The organism is Streptomyces sp. NPDC091209 (genome assembly GCF_044757755.1).
Taxonomy (GTDB): Bacteria; Actinomycetota; Actinomycetes; order Streptomycetales; family Streptomycetaceae; genus Streptomyces.
The window spans coordinates 556,654-574,202 of sequence record NZ_JBIVVR010000002.1; the positions used below are offsets into that span (position 1 = coordinate 556,654).

Annotated in this window: 15 protein-coding genes and 1 tRNA gene; 5 read left to right on the forward strand and 11 right to left on the reverse strand. The window is 71.5% G+C overall.

The features are described from left to right. The first annotated feature begins 3 nt into the window (after positions 1-3). From ACIQRL_RS09465 to ACIQRL_RS09475, 3 genes are all read left to right on the forward strand, one after another. The gene (locus ACIQRL_RS09465) at positions 4-723 is read left to right on the forward strand and encodes an ABC transporter permease (RefSeq protein WP_389071670.1); all 720 of its coding nucleotides are present in this window, start codon (positions 4-6) and stop codon (positions 721-723) included. 133 nt (positions 724-856) lie between these two features. Then, positions 857-1,168, forward strand: coding sequence for a hypothetical protein (locus ACIQRL_RS09470; protein WP_401329599.1), 312 nt, complete (start codon positions 857-859; stop codon positions 1,166-1,168). Between the two features lie 261 nt (positions 1,169-1,429). Further along, positions 1,430-1,516: transfer RNA gene (locus ACIQRL_RS09475), tRNA-Ser, on the forward strand. 171 nt (positions 1,517-1,687) lie between these two features. On the opposite strand, the gene ACIQRL_RS09480 is transcribed toward ACIQRL_RS09475, so the two are convergent. The 9 genes from ACIQRL_RS09480 to ACIQRL_RS09520 all read right to left on the reverse strand — a co-directional run bounded on the left by ACIQRL_RS09480 (position 1,688) and on the right by ACIQRL_RS09520 (position 12,302). Then, a complete protein-coding gene (locus ACIQRL_RS09480) occupies positions 1,688-2,542 on the reverse strand; it encodes an HAD family hydrolase (protein WP_401329235.1) in 855 nt (284 codons plus the stop codon). Continuing rightward, positions 2,539-3,816, reverse strand: coding sequence for a serine--tRNA ligase (serS, locus tag ACIQRL_RS09485; protein WP_401329238.1), 1,278 nt, complete (start codon positions 3,814-3,816; stop codon positions 2,539-2,541). Before serS ends, ACIQRL_RS09480 begins: the two co-directional genes overlap by 4 nt. Before the next feature lie 572 nt (positions 3,817-4,388). After that, on the reverse strand, positions 4,389-5,324 hold the full coding sequence (pheA, locus tag ACIQRL_RS09490; protein WP_401329240.1) for a prephenate dehydratase: 936 nt from the start codon (positions 5,322-5,324) through the stop codon (positions 4,389-4,391). 212 nt (positions 5,325-5,536) lie between these two features. Continuing rightward, entirely contained in the window at positions 5,537-6,895 is a 1,359-nt protein-coding gene (gene efeB / locus ACIQRL_RS09495) for an iron uptake transporter deferrochelatase/peroxidase subunit (protein ID WP_401329243.1), read from the reverse strand. 8 nt (positions 6,896-6,903) lie between these two features. Then, a complete protein-coding gene (locus ACIQRL_RS09500; RefSeq protein ID WP_401329246.1) occupies positions 6,904-9,105 on the reverse strand; it encodes a copper resistance CopC/CopD family protein in 2,202 nt (733 codons plus the stop codon). A 13-nt stretch (positions 9,106-9,118) separates the two neighbouring features. Next, positions 9,119-9,601, reverse strand: coding sequence for a copper chaperone PCu(A)C (locus ACIQRL_RS09505; RefSeq protein WP_401329249.1), 483 nt, complete (start codon positions 9,599-9,601; stop codon positions 9,119-9,121). Next, positions 9,598-10,251 (reverse strand): SCO family protein, encoded by a 654-nt coding sequence (locus ACIQRL_RS09510; protein WP_401329251.1) that lies wholly within the window; start codon positions 10,249-10,251, stop codon positions 9,598-9,600. Before ACIQRL_RS09510 ends, ACIQRL_RS09505 begins: the two co-directional genes overlap by 4 nt. Positions 10,252-10,464: 213 nt before the next feature. Next, positions 10,465-11,199: a YcnI family protein gene (locus tag ACIQRL_RS09515; RefSeq protein WP_401329253.1), complete on the reverse strand. Its 735-nt coding sequence runs from the start codon at positions 11,197-11,199 to the stop codon at positions 10,465-10,467. Between the two features lie 224 nt (positions 11,200-11,423). Then, the gene (locus ACIQRL_RS09520) at positions 11,424-12,302 is read right to left on the reverse strand and encodes a hypothetical protein (protein ID WP_401329255.1); all 879 of its coding nucleotides are present in this window, start codon (positions 12,300-12,302) and stop codon (positions 11,424-11,426) included. Between the two features lie 251 nt (positions 12,303-12,553). On the opposite strand from ACIQRL_RS09520, the gene ACIQRL_RS09525 reads away from it, so the two are divergent. Beyond that, positions 12,554-13,009: an ATP-binding protein gene (locus ACIQRL_RS09525; RefSeq protein WP_401329258.1), complete on the forward strand. Its 456-nt coding sequence runs from the start codon at positions 12,554-12,556 to the stop codon at positions 13,007-13,009. Between the two features lie 424 nt (positions 13,010-13,433). Further along, positions 13,434-14,258, forward strand: a complete 825-nt coding sequence (locus ACIQRL_RS09530) for a triphosphoribosyl-dephospho-CoA synthase (RefSeq protein WP_401329261.1) — start codon at positions 13,434-13,436, stop codon at positions 14,256-14,258. 165 nt (positions 14,259-14,423) lie between these two features. On the opposite strand, the gene ACIQRL_RS09535 is transcribed toward ACIQRL_RS09530, so the two are convergent. Beyond that, on the reverse strand, positions 14,424-15,911 hold the full coding sequence (locus ACIQRL_RS09535) for an aminopeptidase P family protein (protein ID WP_401329264.1): 1,488 nt from the start codon (positions 15,909-15,911) through the stop codon (positions 14,424-14,426). A 99-nt stretch (positions 15,912-16,010) separates the two neighbouring features. Next, positions 16,011-17,522: a PP2C family protein-serine/threonine phosphatase gene (locus ACIQRL_RS09540; protein ID WP_401329266.1), complete on the reverse strand. Its 1,512-nt coding sequence runs from the start codon at positions 17,520-17,522 to the stop codon at positions 16,011-16,013. Positions 17,523-17,549 lie beyond the last annotated feature (27 nt).

Consider the following 17,549-nt stretch of genomic DNA (forward strand, 5'->3'; position numbering starts at 1 on the left):
AAGATGTACGACCCCACAGTCGCCCGGCTCACCTATCGGGGCCTGCTCGGCCGCCGACGGGCCCTCATCCTCGGCGTCCTGCCCGTCCTGCTCATCGTGCTCTCCCTGGCCGTCCGGAGCTTCTCCGGGGCCGACGACCAGGTGGCCTCGGACCTGCTCGGCGGGTTCGCGCTCGCCACCATGGTGCCGATCATCGGTGTCATCGCCGGCACGGGAGCGATCGGGCCCGAGATCGACGACGGCTCCGTGGTGTATCTGCTGGCGAAGCCCCTGAAGCGGCCCACGATCATCTTCACCAAACTGATCGTCGCGATCGCCGTCACCATGGCCTTCTCGGCGGTGCCGACCTTCATCGCGGGCATGATCCTGAACGGCAACGGCCAGCAGATCGCCGTCGCCTACACCGTGGCCGCCCTGGTCGCCTCGATCGCCTACGCCGCGATGTTCCTGCTCCTCGGGACCGTGACCCGGCACGCGGTGGTCTTCGGACTCGTCTACGCGCTCGTCTGGGAGGCCCTGTTCGGGTCCCTGGTGTCCGGCGCGCGCACGCTCAGCGTCCAGCAGTGGGCGCTCGCCGTGGGCCACAAGGTGACCGGCGGCGACCTGGTCACCTCGGACGTGAGCCTGCCGACCGCGACGGTCCTGCTGATCGTGGTCACCGTCCTCGCCACCTGGTACGCGGGACAGCGGCTGCGGTCGCTGACGCTGGCCGGCGAGGAGTGAGCGAGGGCTCTCCGCGCGCGTGCCGGCTGGTGGCCGGCACGCGCCCGGGGAGCCCCCTTTTTTGTTGACATCGGCTTCATCCCTGTCCGGGCACACTGGGCGAACGGGGGACGCACGGCCAGGAGGAACGGGGATGACAGCCCAGGAACCACGGGGTGACGGCCGCGAACAGGCCGGGAACCGGTCCGTGAACAGGTCGGGGGACGGGGCCGGGAACAGGTCGGGGGACGGGCTCGGGGACACGGCCGGGGAGCCGTGGGACGACCTCGTGCTCGACGAGAACTTCATACGGTCCGCCGAGACGGCCGAACCGTCGGCCCGCGCGCGCATGCTCGCCGCCCGCTGGCGCGAGGGAGGCCCCGATCCGCAGCCCTGGCGCTCGGACGAGCCGCCCGCGGGGTGGTTCTTCAGCAAGGGGCGTCGGCGCAGATGGCGCCGCAAGTGAGGCCCCACGGGGGCGGCCTTTAATCAGTGGCGCCCAAGTCGGCTTACGGGCACAGTGGTTGTGTTCACGCCGCCGCACAAAGCCGGCGCCACGTTCTGGGAGAGGAGCGCGACGATGTTCATCAGGAGCAGTACGTCGAGCTCCCGGCAGGGCAGCCCGCGGCGGGTTCCGGAGTAGTCACTACCTCCGTCGAACCCGCTCGCAGGGGGAGTTGCCCGGGGCGGCCGCTTCGAGCGCGCGTCATGCGCGGGCCGCCCACCCGGAGGATTGGCCGAGTGGAAAGGCACCGGCTTGCTAAGCCGTAGTCGGGGGTGAAACCCCGCGCGCGTTCGATCCGCGCATCCTCCGCAAGACCTGGCCGGGACACCCCGGCGAAGACACCCGCCGGCCCGTCACCAGCCGACCATCCACCCGCCAACACACCAGGCGGCCTGCCACCAGCCGACCAGCCATCCTTCGACCTGCCACCCGTCGAGGGCAGCTACCGGCCCGGGACCCCGAGACGGGTCCCGGCAACCGCTACGGCTGCGTCAGCAACCGCTCCAGTACCACCGCGATCCCGTCCTCCTCGTTCGAGGACGTCACCTCGTCCGCGATCGCCTTGAGGTCGTCGTGGGCGTTGGCCATGGCGACCCCGCGGGCCGCCCAGGCGAACATCGGGAGGTCGTTCGGCATGTCGCCGAAGGCGATGGTGTCCGCGGCCCTGACGCCGAGGCGCCTGGCCGCCAGGGACAGCCCCGTCGCCTTGGAGAGGCCGAGGGGGAGGAGTTCCACGATCCCCGCGCCCGCCATCGTGACGCCGACGAGTCCGCCCGCGACCTCCATGGCCACGGCCGCCAGCTCGTCGTCGGAGAGCGTCGGGTGCTGGACGTACACCTTGTTCAGAGGGGCCGACCAGAGGTCCGCCGCGTCCTTGATCGGAACGACCGGGAGCGGGCCGTCCAGCCTGCGGTAGCCGGGGCCGACCAGCACCTCGCCCTCGAGACCGTCGCGGCTCGCCGCCAGCAGCAGCGGGCCGACCTCCGCCTCGATCTTGGCGAGCGCGAGACCGGCGAGCTGCCGGTCCAGCGTCACCGAGGTGAGCAGCCGGTGCTCCCGCGCGTCGTAGACCTGCGCGCCCTGTCCGCAGACCGCGAGACCCCGGTAGCCGAGGTCGTCGAGGATGTGCCGGGTCCAGGGCACCGCCCGCCCGGTGACGACGATGTGGGCCGCGCCCGCCTCGGTCACCGCGGCGAGCGCGTCACGCGTGCGCGCCGAGACCGTCTCGTCGGAACGCAGCAGCGTCCCGTCGAGATCGGTCGCGACGAGCCTGTACGGGAAGGCCCCCGGCCCCGTGGCCCCGGACGGTCCCGTCGACCCGGCGGTGCTGGTCACTTGGAGATCGGCTCCAGAACCTCACGGCCGCCCAGGTAGGGCCGAAGTACCTCGGGAACCCGCACCGAACCGTCGGCGAGCTGGTGGTTCTCCAGGATCGCGACGATGGTGCGCGGGACCGCGCACAGCGTGCCGTTCAGCGTGGCGAGCGGCTGGACCTTCTTGCCGTCGCGCATACGCACGGACAGGCGGCGGGCCTGGAAGCCGTCGCAGTTGGAGGCCGAGGTCAGCTCGCGGTACTTGCCCTGGGTCGGGATCCACGCCTCGCAGTCGAACTTGCGGGACGCCGAGGCGCCCAGGTCACCGCTCGCCACGTCGATCACCTGGAAGGGCAGTTCGAGGCCGGTCAGCCACTGCTTCTCCCAGTCGAGGAGCCGCTTGTGCTCGTTCTCGGCGTCCGCGGGGTCGACGTACGAGAACATCTCGACCTTGTCGAACTGGTGGACGCGGAAGATGCCGCGGGTGTCCTTGCCGTAGGTGCCGGCCTCGCGGCGGAAGCACGGCGAGAAACCGGCGTAGCGCATCGGCAGCTTGTCGGCGTCGAGGATCTCGTCCATGTGGTACGCCGCGAGGGGGACCTCGGAGGTGCCGACCAGGTAGTAGTCGTCCTTCTCCAGGTGGTACACGTTCTCCGCGGCCTGGCCGAGGAAGCCGGTGCCCTCCATGGCGCGCGGGCGGACCAGCGCCGGGGTCAGCATGGGCGTGAAGCCGGCCTCGGTGGCCTGCGCGATCGCCGCGTTGACGAGGGCGAGCTCCAGGAGCGCGCCGACGCCGGTCAGGTAGTAGAAGCGCGAGCCGGAGACCTTGGCGCCGCGCTCGACGTCGATGGCGCCCAGGGCCTCGCCGAGTTCCAGGTGGTCCTTGGGCTCGAAGCCCTCCGCGGCGAAGTCGCGGATGGTGCCGTGCGTCTCCAGGACGACGAAGTCCTCTTCGCCGCCGACCGGGACGTCGGGGTGCACCAGGTTGCCGAGCTGGAGGAGGAGCCGCTTGGTCTCGTCGTCCGCCTCGTTCTGTTCGGCCTCGGCGGCCTTCACGTCGGTCTTGAGCTGCTCGGCCTTCTTCAGCAGCTCGGCGCGCTCGTCCGGCGAAGCCTTGGGGATCAGCTTGCCGAGCGACTTCTGCTCGGAACGCAGCTCGTCGAAGCGGACGCCGGACGACCTGCGCCGTTCATCGGCGGAGAGGAGAGAGTCGACGAGCGCGACATCCTCTCCACGGGCGCGCTGGGAGGCGCGAACACGGTCGGGGTCCTCACGGAGCAGGCGAAGGTCAATCACCCCTCAAGGCTACCGGTGCGGGCTTCCGGCCAACGACCCGATATTCCAGAGCGTGAGGGCTGTCACGGTATGAGTGAAATGCCGGACTGAATCCCTTGATCACCGAACGACGTCAAGGAAAAGGGTCCTACTCCCTGAAACGGGGCAGACGGACCTTCACCGGTTGACTGGATTTCCTTGCGGGGGACGGGACTTGCGAACCAGGTTGTCCACAGGTGCCGGGCCCCTCGGGTAGTTATCCACAGGGTGTGTGGAAGATCTGTGGATGTCGGAATTGATCATTCCGAGTAGCCTTCGTGGGCTGAGGAATTCCCGGTTCAAACCCTCCGTATGCCCACTTTCGGGTGTAAAAGATTCCCTCCATAGGGTTGATCAATGGAAAAGGGTAGACGAAGGGTGTCGTACCTGGGTGTGGAAGGACTTGGGCCAAGTAGCCGATTTGTCGATGATGTAGTGCTTCGTTGTCGACTTGTCCCCAGGTCGAGAAGCGCACCTGTGGATAACCTCTGTGGATGACGAAAATCAGCAGGTAGGACCGTGCGGAAACGTTCGGACGGGCGTGGATCCGCCGTTCAGAACCGGCCGTCCGCGCAGCGCGCCAGCCAGTCCGACGCGGCGGCGAACTCGGTGTCCGACGTTCCGGGCCGCAGCGGCCGTACGTCCTCCAGGGCGACACCGGCCCGCGGATAGGAACCGAGGAAGCGCACCTGCGGGCAGATCCGCTTGAGGCCCATCAGGGCCTCGCCGACCCGGCGGTCGGTGATGTGGCCCTCGGCGTCCACCGAGAAGCAGTAGTTGCCGATGCCCTGGCCGGTCGGGCGGGACTCGATCCGCATCAGGTTGACGCCGCGCACGGCGAACTCCTGAAGCAGTTCGAGCAGCGCGCCGGGGTGGTCGTCGCCCAGCCAGATCACCACGGACGTCTTGTCGGCGCCGGTCGGCGCGGCCGGCCGGGCGGGGCGGCCGACCAGTACGAAGCGGGTCTCGGCGTTCGCCGCGTCGTGGATCTCGGTCACCAGCGGTTCGAGGCCGTACGTCGCCGCGGCGAACTCGCCCGCGAAGGCCGCGTCGAAACGGCCCTCCTGGACCAGCCGGGCGCCGTCCGCGTTCGAGGCCGCCGACTCCCACAGGGCGTCCGGCAGGTGCGCGGCCAGCCAGTTGCGCACCTGGGGCTGGGCGACCGGGTGTCCGGTGACGGTCTTGACGTCCTTCAAGGTCGTGCCGGGCCTGACCAGCAGGGCGAAGGCGATGGGCAGCACGACCTCGCGGTAGATCATCAGCTGGTCGCCCTTGGCGAGCTCGTCGAGGGTGGCGGTGACACCGCCCTCGACGGAGTTCTCGATCGGGACGAGAGCGCCCGCGGCCTGGCCGCCGCGCACCGCGTCGAGCGCGGCCGGTACGGACACCATGGGCACCAGCTCCCGCGTCGCGGCCTCGGGAAGCGTGCGGAGGGCGGCCTCGGTGAACGTACCCTCGGGGCCGAGATAGGTGTAGCGCGTCGCCGACATACCGTCACCCTAATGGGCCCCGCCCGACGCGGCGGCTCACGCCTGTGGAACCCGGGCACCGTGCCCGTTGCGGGGCCCGGCACCGAGCCCGTTACGGGTCGGGCGCCCCGATCCTGGTACGGAGCCCGGCACTGAGCGCCCGGATCCCGGCGCCGGACCGGGTACGGAGCCCGGCACCGAGCCCGGTCGGCGCTCGGCACGGATGGTCCCCGTCACCCCTCCAGCAACCGCTGCCCCACGTACTCCCCCTCCGCCGCGCCGCCCGGCACCGCGAAGAGCCCGCTCGCCTCGTGGCGGATGAACGTCGAGAGCGCGTCACCGCGGTCGAGTTTGCGCTGGACGGGGACGAAGCCGCGCACCGGATCGGCCTGCCAGCACACGAAGAGCAGGCCGGCGTCGGGTGTCCCGTCGGCGCCGATGCCGTCGTGGAAGGAGAACGGACGGCGCAGCATCGCGGCGCCGCCGTTCTGGTCGGGCCGGGTGATGCGGGCGTGCGCGTTGACGGGCACGACCGGGTTTCCGTCGGCGTCGGTCTTGTCCAGGTCCATCGCGGTGGTCTCGGTGCCGCCGCTCAGCGGCGCCCCGGTGGACTTCTTCCGCCCGATGACGTCCTCCTGGGCCTTGCCCGAGAGCTTCTCCCAGTCGTCGAGAAGCATGCGGATACGGCGTACGACGGCGTACGAGCCGTTCGCCATCCATCCCGGGTCGCCGGAGGCGGGGACGAAGATGCGCCCGTCGAAGTCGGGCTCGGAAGGCTTCGGATTGCGGGTGCCGTCGATCTGGCCCATCAGATTGCGCGCGGTCATCGGCTCGGCGGTGGCGCCCGGCGAGCGGTTGAAACCGTTCATCTGCCAGCGCACACGCGCCGCGCTGCCCGCGTCCTTCTGGATCGCGCGCAGGGCGTGGAAGGCGACGAGAGCGTCGTTCGCGCCGATCTGGACCCAGAGGTCACCGTCGCTGCGCGCCTTGTCGAGCTGGTCGGAGGAGAAGTCGGGCAGCGGGTCCAGCGCGACCGGGCGCTGCTTCTCCAGGCCCGTACGCGCGAAGAAGCTGTGCCCGAAGCCGAAGGTGACCGTGAGGGACGACGGGCCGGCGTCCCGCGCGACATCCGTGTCCTCATGGGCCGCGGCCTCGCCCGCCATCAGCCGCTGGGCCGTCACCGACCAGCGGCGCAGCAGCGCGGCGGCCTCCCTGCGGCCCGCGCCCGCCGTCAGGTCGAAGGCGACGAGATGGCCGCGTGCCTGGAGGGCGGTGGTGATGCCGGGCTGATGTTTCCCGTGAAACATTGCCATGTCCGCGCCGACCGAGGTCAAGGGGACGGTCTTCCCGGGGGAGGGCGCCGCCGCGTACCCCACGGCCGCCCCCGCTGCTCCGAGGGCGAGCCCGGTGGCGCCGGCGGTGCCGAGCAGCCGGCGCCGCGACATGACCCCCTTCGGGGAGTCGCCGGGAGTCGCGATGCCGGAGGTCGCGATGCCGGAAGAGCCGATGCCGGGGGCCGCCGGGGACGCCTCGGGGGAGGGGGCCTTCCGGGCGGAGGGGGAGGAGGTCCCGGGGGTGGACTGGTCAGCCATGGTCAGGTTCAGCCGATCTGCGCGTTCTTGTTCACGGTGGTCTGGTCGATGTCCGAGGTGCGCACGGTCACCGCGATCTTCCAGTCGCCCGCCATGGGGATCTGCACTCCGCTCGCCGCCCAGTGTCCGGTGGCGACCCGGTCGGGGGTCACGGGCAGCGGGCCGACGTTCTTCGCCGTGAGCGTGAAGGCGACCTTCACCTCGGGGACGTCGAAGGCCTTGCCGTTCGGCCGGACCACGAAGACGTGCATGTCGTTGCCGCCGACGCGGGCCGGGTCGAGGGTGACCTCCACCGTGCCCCTGCCGTCCTCGCCGCCCGTGTCGAACGGGATCTTCAGGGACAGCGGCCCGGAGCGCTGCGAGGCGGACGCGGTGGCCTGCCGGGCCGCCTCCGCCGTACGTCCCGGTTCGGTGGTCGTCAGCGCGGTCGTGACCGCGAGCAGGACGACCGCGACCCCGGCCTCGGCGAGCACCGAGCGGCGCAGACCCGAGCGGTGCGGGTCGGCGTCGCGGACGCGCTTCTCGCGCGTGGAAGCCACGGCGGCCTGCTGCCGGGCGAGTTGGGCGGCGCGCCGGGAGTCGGCGGGGACGGTGGCGGGCGTCCGCGGTGCGGAGCGCTGCTCCACCACGGCGGCGACGGCCTCGGGGGCCGTCTCGGCCAGTTGGGCCGTCCAGCGCCGCGAGATCCACGCGATGCCCACGAGGAGGGCCACCAGGCCGACCTTGACGAGCAGCAGCTGTCCGTACGTCGTGTCGGTGAGCGCCGACCAGGAGCCGAGCTGTCGCCACGACTGGTAGATCCCGGTCGAGACCAGGACGAGGACGGCGCCGAACGCGAGGCGGGAGAACCGGCGTACGGCCGTCGCCTCGATCTGCGCGTCCGCCGGTGCCCGGAACAGGGCCACCACCAGCGTCGACAGACCGCCGAGCCAGACGGCGACGGCCAGCAGGTGCAGGATGTCGACGGGCATCGCGATGCCGGGCTGGATGCCGGTGGAGGCGTGCTCGGCCATGGCCCAGGTCGCGGCCAGGCCGGCCGCGACGACCGCGCCGCCGACGGCGAGTCCGAAGGTGAGATCGCTCTTCTCCGCGGCCAGGTCCTCGGCGTCGGAGGGGAGCTCGTCGGCCGTGGCGTCGGCGGGGCCGCCGTCCGCTGCGCCGGCCGGTCCGTCGCCCGTCACCTCGGTGGCGACGGTACTCGTTTCGGCCGCCTTCGCCCCAGCGGCCTCCGCGTCGGCCGCCTTAGCGGTGACGGCGTTCGTGTCGGCCGTCTTCGCGGAGACGGTTTTGGTGGAGACGGTTTTGGCGGCGACGGTCTTGGTGTCCGTCTTACCGGCGGTTTCCTTGGCGCCGGCCGTCCTTGCGCCGGCCGGCGCCACGGCGGCGTCCGCTGTTTCGGCCGTGACCGCCGCCCGTTCGTCCTCGTCGCGTTTGGCGTACGCGCCGAAGAGCACCGCGATGAACAGCGCCGCCGCGGCGAGCAGCAGCAGCCGCGACACGAGCGCCGCGCCCGACTTGGTCTGCAGTACCTCCCCGAGCAGGGTCAGGTCGAAGATGTCGCCGACCTTGCCGGACCCCACGTACGAACCGCGCAGGAGCAGCAGGGCGAGCGTGGAGGCGGTCAGCGTGAGCCATCCGCAGACCACGAGCCGCTGCACCGGCCGGATGCCGGAACCCCGCTGCCAGCAGCCCAGCACGAAGGCGGCGCCGCCGACGAGCAGGATGAATCCCGCGTACGAGAAGTAGCGCGCGGCTCCGTAGAGGAAGCCGACCACTCCGCCGCCCACCGCCTGGTCGGACAACGCGACGGAGGTCTGCGAGGGCGCGCCGACGGAGAAGGTGAAGGCGCCGGACACGGGGTGGCTGTCCGCCGACACCACCTGGTAGGTGACGGTGTACGTGCCGTCGGGCAGCCCCGGGCGCAGCTTCAGGCCGTAGGTGTCGCCGCCGAGGTCGCTCGCGCCGCCGGCGTCGACCCGGTCGCCCTTGGGGTCGAGCACCTGGAGCGAGTTGCCGTTCAGCGAGACCTGCTCGGAGAAGGTGAGCGAGACCTGGGCGGGTGCCGTGTCGACCACCGATCCCTGCGTCGGGTTGCTCCCGGTCAGCGCGGCGTGCGCGGAGGCGGGCGCGGCGCCCACCAGGAGCGCGCCGAAGACGGCGAGGAACAGCAGCAGGAGGGTCCGGAAGCGGGGAGCGATGGTCAGTGTCACGGTGATGCCTCCCTCAGTGCCCGGTCTTCGGGTTGTATGTCGCGGACTTCACCGGCATGGAGATCCTGACCGTGCCGGACTTGGCGAAGTGCAGTTCCACGGACACCTTCTCGCCCTGTTCGGGCTTGTGGGTGAGCTTTGCGAACATGAGGTGGTTGCCGCCGCTCGCGAAGTCCAGGGTGCCCTCGGCGGGCACGGCGAATGATTCCTTCTCCTGCATCGCGCCGTCCTCGGTCGCGTGCATCGTCACGTCGTCCGAGAGGTCGCTGGTGACCGAGGTGAGTGTGTCGGCGCCGCCGGAGTTGGTGACGGTGAAGAAGCCCGCCGCCATGGTGTCCATGCTCGGGGCGGGCATGTAGGCGCCGGTGACCTTGAGTTCGGGGCCGGCCGAGGACGACGAGGAGCCCGAGCCGCAGCCCGCCAGGGTCCCCGCGGCGGCTATGACCAGGGCGCCGACGGCGAGGAGCCCCGCGCGACGGCCCGGACGGCGCCTCACGGGTTCTTCCCCTCGGCGATCTTGGGCAGGTCCTTGGTGTAGTCGTCGACGGTGGCGCCCTCGCCGTACAGCACATAGCCCGCGTCGGTCTTGGGCGAGAAGGCGATGACCTGGGTGCCGTGTACGGAGACGACCTTGCCGTTCTTGTCCTTCGTGGTCGGCTCGATGGTGATGCCCAGGGTGCGGGCCCCGGCCTGGATCGTGGCGAAGTCGCCGGTCAGGCCGATGAAGTCGGAGTCGATGCCCTTGAGCCACGCGCCGAGCGCGGCGGGGGTGTCGCGGGCCGGGTCGGTGGTGACGAACACGACGCGCAGCTTGTCCTGTTCGGCCTTCGGCAGTTGCTTCTTGGCGACCGCGAGGTTGTTCATCGTCAGGGGGCAGACGTCGGGGCAGTGGGTGTAGCCGAAGTAGATGAGCGTCGGCCGGCCCTTGGTCTCGGCGCGCAGGTCGTACTTCTTGCCGGTCGTGTCGGTGAGTACGAGGTCCGGCTTCTCGAAGGGATTGTCGAGGACGGTCGCGGCCTTGCCGGAGCCCGCCTCGGCGGACACGACGGCGACCGGCTTGTTGCCGTCGTCGCCACTGCCGCAGGCGGAGAGGGTCAGAGCGGCGGCGGCGAGCAGGGCGGCCACCGCGTACGTCTTCTTGCGCATAGAAAAATGTCCCAGATGTGAGCGCTCCGGTGCGCACCGGGGGTCGAACGAGGCCGAACTGCCAGGTCGGACGTGACCGGGGGCGGGTCCGAGCCGGCCGAGCCGAGCCGGTTGGGCCGAGCCGAGCCGGTCGGTCCGGAGAGCCGCGTCCGCGACCGTCCGGTGCGCACCAAGAGCTGTTGTGTCTCAGTACCTCAGGTGTGTGCCGGCACCTCAGACGTTCGTACGCCGCCGGCCGGCCAGAACGCCGTACGCCACGCCCGCCAGGCCGACGGCGATGCCCACGACGCCGAGCACGCGCGCGGTGGTGTCGCCGCCGTCCGTGGAGGAGGCCGCCTCGGCTGTGTCCTTGGCGGTCTTCCCGGTGGCGGAGGCGTCCTCCGCGACGCCGGAACCGTGATGGCCCTCCTCGGTCGCCGCCGAGAGGGCGAGCACCGGAGCCGGGTTCGCGGGTTCCTCCGCACCCGCCTTCTGCGGCTCGATCCAGCGCACGACCTCGTTGTCGGAGTACGTCTGGAGCGCCTTGAAGACGAGTTCGTCGGTGTCCTCGGGCAGCGCGCCGATGGAGAGCGGGAACTTCTGGAAGAAGCCCGGTTCGATGCCCTTGCCGTCCGCGGTCCAGGTGACCTTGGTGACGGCTTCGCTGATCTTCTCGCCGTGGGCGGTGACCGGCTTGTCCAGCTTGGATTTGGTGACCTTCACGGTCCAGCCGTCGAGCGGCTGCGGCATGACGGAGGCCAGCGGGTGGTCGGCCGGGAGGTTCACCTCGACGCGGGTGGTCGAGGCGTTGTCACGCTCGTTGGGCACCTTGAAGTTCACGACGGCGTAGCCGCCCTTGGCGGCCGCACCCTCGGGCTGCACGCTGACGTGCGCGAACGCGGGGGCGGACAGGGCGAGAACGGCCGTGGCGGCGACGGTGCCGACGGTGGCGAGACGAGAAGCCTTCATGGAAAGGAACACTCCACTTTCAGTCCGGTGACGAAGGGGACGCGCGTGTGCCTCGGTGTCCCGCGGAAAGGGGCGAGACGGTGCCCGGGGAGACCCGGTGGGCACGCGCGCGTGCGGCACGACCGCGTCCCCTTCGGGAAGGTCCGTGAAGCCCATGAGGTCCGCGAAGTCGAGGACTTCGGGGACGCGGGAATTCAGTGGATTCCGTGAGGTGGCGCGTCGTGTCAGGCGGCGAGGACGAGTGCGGTGGAGACGGGCGGCCCGCGTCGGACGACGGTGTGCTGAAGGGCGGTCGTCCGTGGAGCGAGGGGCACGAGCAGCGCGGTGCGAGGCGTGCGCGTGACTGCGGGCGCTCCGGGAAGTCCCGTACACAGGGCGCGTACGAGGGTCAGAGCGGCGCGCAAGGACCGTACGAGCGCCGTCTCCGTGACTCCCTGGGCCGACAGCCGCATGAGACGCAGGAGCGCCAGGTCGCCGCGGCGCAGCACCCAGCCGGCGACCACGGCCGCGAGAACGTGCCCGAGCAGCATCGGCAGGGAGGGCAGCACCGCCATCGGGGAGCCGGCGGAGGCCGGTACGGCGTCCGCGGCATGGCGCATGGACGACGTCATGCCCGTCATGCCGGTGTCGATCCGCGCGTCGACGAGGATCTTCCGGGCGGCGGCGGGGTTGATCGCCGTCGCGGCCGTGCCGCACACCAGGTGGGCGGCCCGCGCCACGAGCGAGGCGTCGGACATCGACATCCCCGAGGCCATCGAACCCATCGAAGCCATCGAGCCCGTGGAACTCATCGAGCCCATCGACCCGGTGGCCGTCGTCGTACCGGCCTGCAGGCCGAGCCCGAAGAGGGTGTGCAGCACGGTCTGGCCAAATGCCAGGAGCGCCACGATGCCCGGCAGCGCGCGTTCCCGTCCCGCCAGCGCCGCGGCGACGGCGAAGACCGCGAGGAAGCCGGCGCCCAGAGTCCACAGGGGGACCGTGGCGCAGGAGGCGATCCCGTGACCGGCCGCGGCCAGCACGACGCAGACCGCGGCGAACACCGCGGCCCTCAGGGTCCGGAGGCCTGCTCCGGAGCGCGCCGAACGCTGGTGGGGGGCAGTCATGGCGGGCCCATCATCGCACTGGGCGCGGACGCCCCACGCGGCAGGTCCGATTGACGGCATGTGACTGTTCCGTCCGCAACGCGGCGTTCGGCCGAAAGGCGGTCGTCCGGCGTCGGCTCGCTTGTGCATACACCGCCCTCTCGGGAGAGCGCGTCGGCCGTATGGGCGGCATCACGTCTCGTATGCGATTGCGCACGGGTGGTTGCGGCAATACGTAACGGTATGTCGAGCCGCGGCCGGGAGGCTGGAGCATGAGCATCTGGTGGTCACTCCATTTGCGGCGCGAGGCTGCGAGTGTTCCGCTCGCCAGACGCCTGTTGCTCGGCACGATGGAGAGTGCGGGCGTCGACCCGGACATCTCGTACGACCTTTCCGTCGCTCTCACCGAGGCCTGCGCCAACGCCGTCGAGCACGGCGGTGACGACGTGCGGGGTGCCTCCTGCGAGGCGTATCGCGTGACGGCCTATCTCGACGGTGATCAGTGCCGCATCGAAGTCGCCGATTCCGGTCCCGGTTTTCCCGCCGGGAACGCCCGCGCCCTGCTCCGCCAGGCCGGGGAGGACGCGGAGCACGGCCGGGGGCTGTGCCTGATCCGCGAGCTCGCCGACCACGTCCACATCGGCAACAAGCCGGGGCGGGGCGGTGCGGTGGTGAGCTTCGACAAGATCCTCAAGTGGAAGAAGGTCCCCTCGCTGCTCCCGGCTTGACGCGCCGAGCCGAGCCGAGCCGAGCCGAGCCGTGCCGAGCCGAGCCGTGCCGAGCCGAGCCGTGCCGAGCCGCGGTGACGAGCTGAGCCGCGCCGCGCCGCAGTGACGCGCCGAGTCGCGCCGCGGTGACGAGCTGAGCCGCGCCGCGCCGCGGTGACGAGCTGGGCCGCCCGATCGCGTCGCTCGACCGAGCCGGTTGATCGAGCCGCCTCGCCGTGATCCCTTTCGGTCGTCGGGAGAACCCCGGCCGCCGAAAGGGCCCCTCCACTCGCCGGTCCGGGTTCCGGTCGCCCCGGAGTCCACAGGACCGTCACAGGCTGCACCCAGGTTCTTGAGGGCTGATGTGCCTAGCTTTCCTTCGCACGCAGCCGGCTCGTCTCCAGGTGCCCTCATCGCCGGCGTCCTCATGAGAAGGGGTACCTCGATGAGCAGCCGCGAGGACGACGAGGCGCTGGCGCTGGCCGCCGTGGCCGCGCTGACCCGGCAGTTGGAGCTGGCACCCAAGCCCGGGCTGCCCGACCCGCGCGACCTCCGCGCTCGGGCCACCCGGCGGGATCTGTGTTCCCTGCGCTGGTCCGCCAAGGCGCTGGCACCCGGTCTCGCGGCCATGGCCGCGGCCGCCCGCCGTACCGGCCGCGCGACGCCCGAACTCCGCGCGGAACTGGGCGCGATCGGCCGGTGCACCGAGCACTCGGTGGCCCTGACGGGCGGCGGTCACCGCGGCGCCCTGTGGGCCCTGGGTCTGCTGGTCGCCGCGGCGGCCCTGGACCCCCGGGCCACGGGGCCCGACGTCACCACGACCGCCAAGCGGATCGCCGCGCACGCCGACCGGCGGGCACCGCGACGCCCGTCCCGCGGCTCGTCCGTCTCCGCGAAGTACGGCGCGGCCGGTGCGCGCGGTGAGGCGCGTGCCGGATTCCCCCACGTGCGAAGGGCGTTGGACGCGCTCGCCACGGCACGCGCGGCCGGCGTGCCCGAACCCAGCGCCCGTCTCGACGCCCTCCTCACCGTCATGTCCACCCTCCAGGACACCGAGTTGCTGTACACCGCCGGGCCCCACGGTCTCCGGCATGTCCAGGCGGGCGCCCAGGGAGTGCTGGAAGCGGGGGGCACGTCCACGGAGGCGGGGCGTGCGGGCCTGGCCGTTCTCGACGAGGATCTCCACGCGCGCGGGTGGAGCCCCCGGGGCAGCGGCGGCCTGCTCGCGGGCGCGCTGTTCGTGGACGCTCTGCCGGTCGCGCGCCTCTGACGGGCCCGTTGGGTCCACTCCGGCACCGGACCGGAAGCCGGAGTCCGGGCAGGGCCGCCCGCGTGGTCACGCCGGGGTCCGGAGGCGCCCCGGGACACACCGATGGCCGGGCACCCCGGAGGGCACCCGGCCATCAGTCTCGTATCAGCCCTCGCGGGCACCGTGTCAGTCCTTGAGGGACGCCATCCAGGCCTCGACCTCGTCCGAGCGGCGCGGGAGGCCGGCCGACAGGTTGCGGTTTCCGTCCTCGGTGACGAGGAGGTCGTCCTCGATGCGGACGCCTATCCCGCGGTACTCCTCGGGCACGGTCAGGTCGTCCGCCTGGAAGTACAGGCCAGGTTCGACGGTCAGGCACATGCCCGGCTCCAGCGTGCCCTCGACGTACGTCTCGGTGCGCGCGGCGGCGCAGTCGTGGACGTCCATGCCGAGCATGTGGCCGGTGCCGTGCAGGGTCCAGCGGCGCTGCAGGCCGAGCTCCAGGACGCGCTCGACCGGCCCCTCGACGAGGCCCCACTCGACGAGCTTCTCGGCCAGCACGTGCTGGGCGGCGTCGTGGAAGTCGCGGTACTTGGCGCCCGGCCGCACGGCCGCGATACCGGCCTCCTGGGCCTCGTACACGGCGTCGTAGATCTTCTTCTGGATCTCCGTGTACGTGCCGTTGACCGGGAGGGTGCGCGTGACGTCGGCGGTGTAGAGGGTGTGGGTCTCGACGCCCGCGTCAAGGAGCAGCAGGTCGCCGGAGCGGACCGGGCCGTCGTTGCGCACCCAGTGCAGCGTGCAGGCGTGCGGTCCTGAGGCGCAGATCGAGCCGTAGCCGATGTCGTTGCCCTCGACCCGCGCGCGCAGGAAGAAGGTGCCTTCGATGTAGCGCTCGCTGGTGGCCTCGGCCTTGTCGAGGACCTTCACGACGTCCTCGAAGCCGCGCACGGTGGAGTCGACGGCCTTCTGCAGCTCGCCGGCCTCGAACGCGTCCTTGACGAGCCGTGCCTCGGAGAGGAAGACGCGCAGTTCGTCGTCGTGCTCGCGAGTGACCTTGTCGGTCAGGGCGGCCTCGATCGCGGCGTCGTAGCCGCGCACGACCCGGACGGGTCCGGTGGCTTCCTTGAGCGCGGCCGGCAGTTCGCGGACGTCAGACGCGGGGATGCCGTAGAGCTGCTCGGCCTCGGCGAGGGAGTGGCGGCGGCCGACCCACAGCTCGCCCTGGCCGGACAGCCAGAACTCGCCGTTCTCGCGGTTGGAGCGCGGCAGCAGGTAGATCGTCGCCTTGTGGCCCTCGGCGGCGGGCTCCAGCACGAGGACGCCGTCCTCGGTGAGGTTGCCGGTGAGGTACGCGTACTCGACCGAGGCACGGAAGGGGTATTCCGTGTCGTTCGAGCGGGTCTTCAGGTTGCCCGCGGGGATCACCAGGCGCTCGCCCGGGAAGCGCGCGGACAGCGCGGCGCGGCGGGCCGCCGTGTACTCGGCCTGCGTGATCGGCGCAAGGCCCCGCAGCTCGGTGTCGGCCCAGCCGGACTTCATGCTGTCGGCGAGCTCGTCGGACACGCCCGGGTACAGGCCGTTCTTGCGCTGCTTGATGGGCTCTTCCTCGCCCGCTTCGTCAGCGGCTTCGTCGAGCACGGCTTCCGGGGTCTCCGGGGTGAGCGCCTCCGACACGGTCTGCCTCCTTGATACGACTCTGGACCTCCCCCATCGTACGGTCGTACTGAAGGGGGCCCAGGGCCGGAAGACCCATTACACCGGGTGTCCGTCCGTTCACTCGAACCGGGCCGCCAGCAGGACCACGTCCTCGTCGCTGTCCCCGTCGTCGAGACCGTCCGGCAGCACGCCGCGCAGCACATGGTCGGCGATCGCGCCCGGGTCGTCGCGCAGCGCCCTCGGGACACTCGCCGCCGCCGCGTGCAGCCGCGCGAAGGCACGGTCCATCGGATCGCCGGTGCGGTGCAGCAGGCCGTCGGTGTAGATCAGCACGGTCTCGCCGGGGTCGGCGGTCAGTTCGACGCTCGGGGCCTCCCAGCAGGCGAGCATGCCCAGCGGCGCGGACAGGGAGGTCTCCACGAACTCGGTGCGCCGCGGGCCGATCACCAGGGGCGGGCTGTGTCCCGCGCCGGCCAGCGTGAGCTTGCGCAGGGCGGGTTCGCAGTACGCGAACAGGGCGGTCGCGGAGCGCGCGGGTTCGGTCAGCCGCAGCAGCAGTTCCAGGTCGGAGAGCACGGCGACGGGGTCCTCGCCCTCCATGACGGCGTAGGCCCGCAGGGAGGCCCGCAGCCGGCCCATGGCGGCGACCGCGCTGGGACCGGACCCGGTGACGGAGCCGACCGCGAGGCCGAGCGCGGCGTCGGGCAGCGGGAGCGCGTCGTACCAGTCGCCGCCGCCGCGCGGGCCGGTGCGGTGCCGGGCGGCGAGCTGGACGCCGGAGACCCGGGGCAGCCGTGGGGGAAGCAGCTCCGCGGACATCGTCGTCACACAGGCACGCGCGCGTTCCAGCTCCAGCACCCGCGCCAGGTGCTCCGTGGCGTAGCGGGCGTAGAGGCCGATGAGGTGGCGCTGACGCTCCACCGGTTCGGCGGGTTCGTCGTAGAGCCATACGGCGGCACCGAGACGGCCCGCAGCCTCCGTGGACAGCGGCAGCGCGTAGCTCGCGGCGTAGCCGAGGCGGGCGGCCACCTCGCGGTGGCGCGGGTCGAGCCCGTCCTCCGAGAGGAGGTCCGGCTGGGTGATCTCGCCCTCGCCGCCCGGCAGCCCGTCCAGGATCTTGCCGTACGACATGGAGCTGCGCGGCACCGTCTCGATGTGCCCGAGATCCGCTCGGGCCAGGCCGAGGCCGATCGTGGTGTCGGGGCCGAGGCCGTCGCCGGGTTCCATGACGACGAGGCCGCGCCGGGCGCCGACCAGGGCGGCTCCGGCACGCAGAAGTTCCTGCAGCGCGTCGCTCAGTGTCGCGGTGCGTGCGAGGCGCTCGGTGAGCTCGTGGAGCGTGGTGAGATCCGAGACCCAGCCCGCGAGGCGGTCCTGGAGAGCGGCCCCGGGACCGGCCGACGGGATGGCCGAAGAGGCCCCCGTGGGCGCGGGCGCCGGCGCGACAGTGTGTGCGGGCGATGGAACCGTTGAATCGATTCCGGCCACTTTCGGAAGGTGAGGGGCGTTCATGACGTCCGGCTTTCCGACCGGTGCGTATTGCTCAATAGCATCGCAAACCCCCATGTCGTTCTGCGCCGCTAGCGGTGTCTCCACATGTACACGTACTCGTGAGGGGATGTCCAGCATTGTCCTGCTGGGATTCCTGGTGTCCGT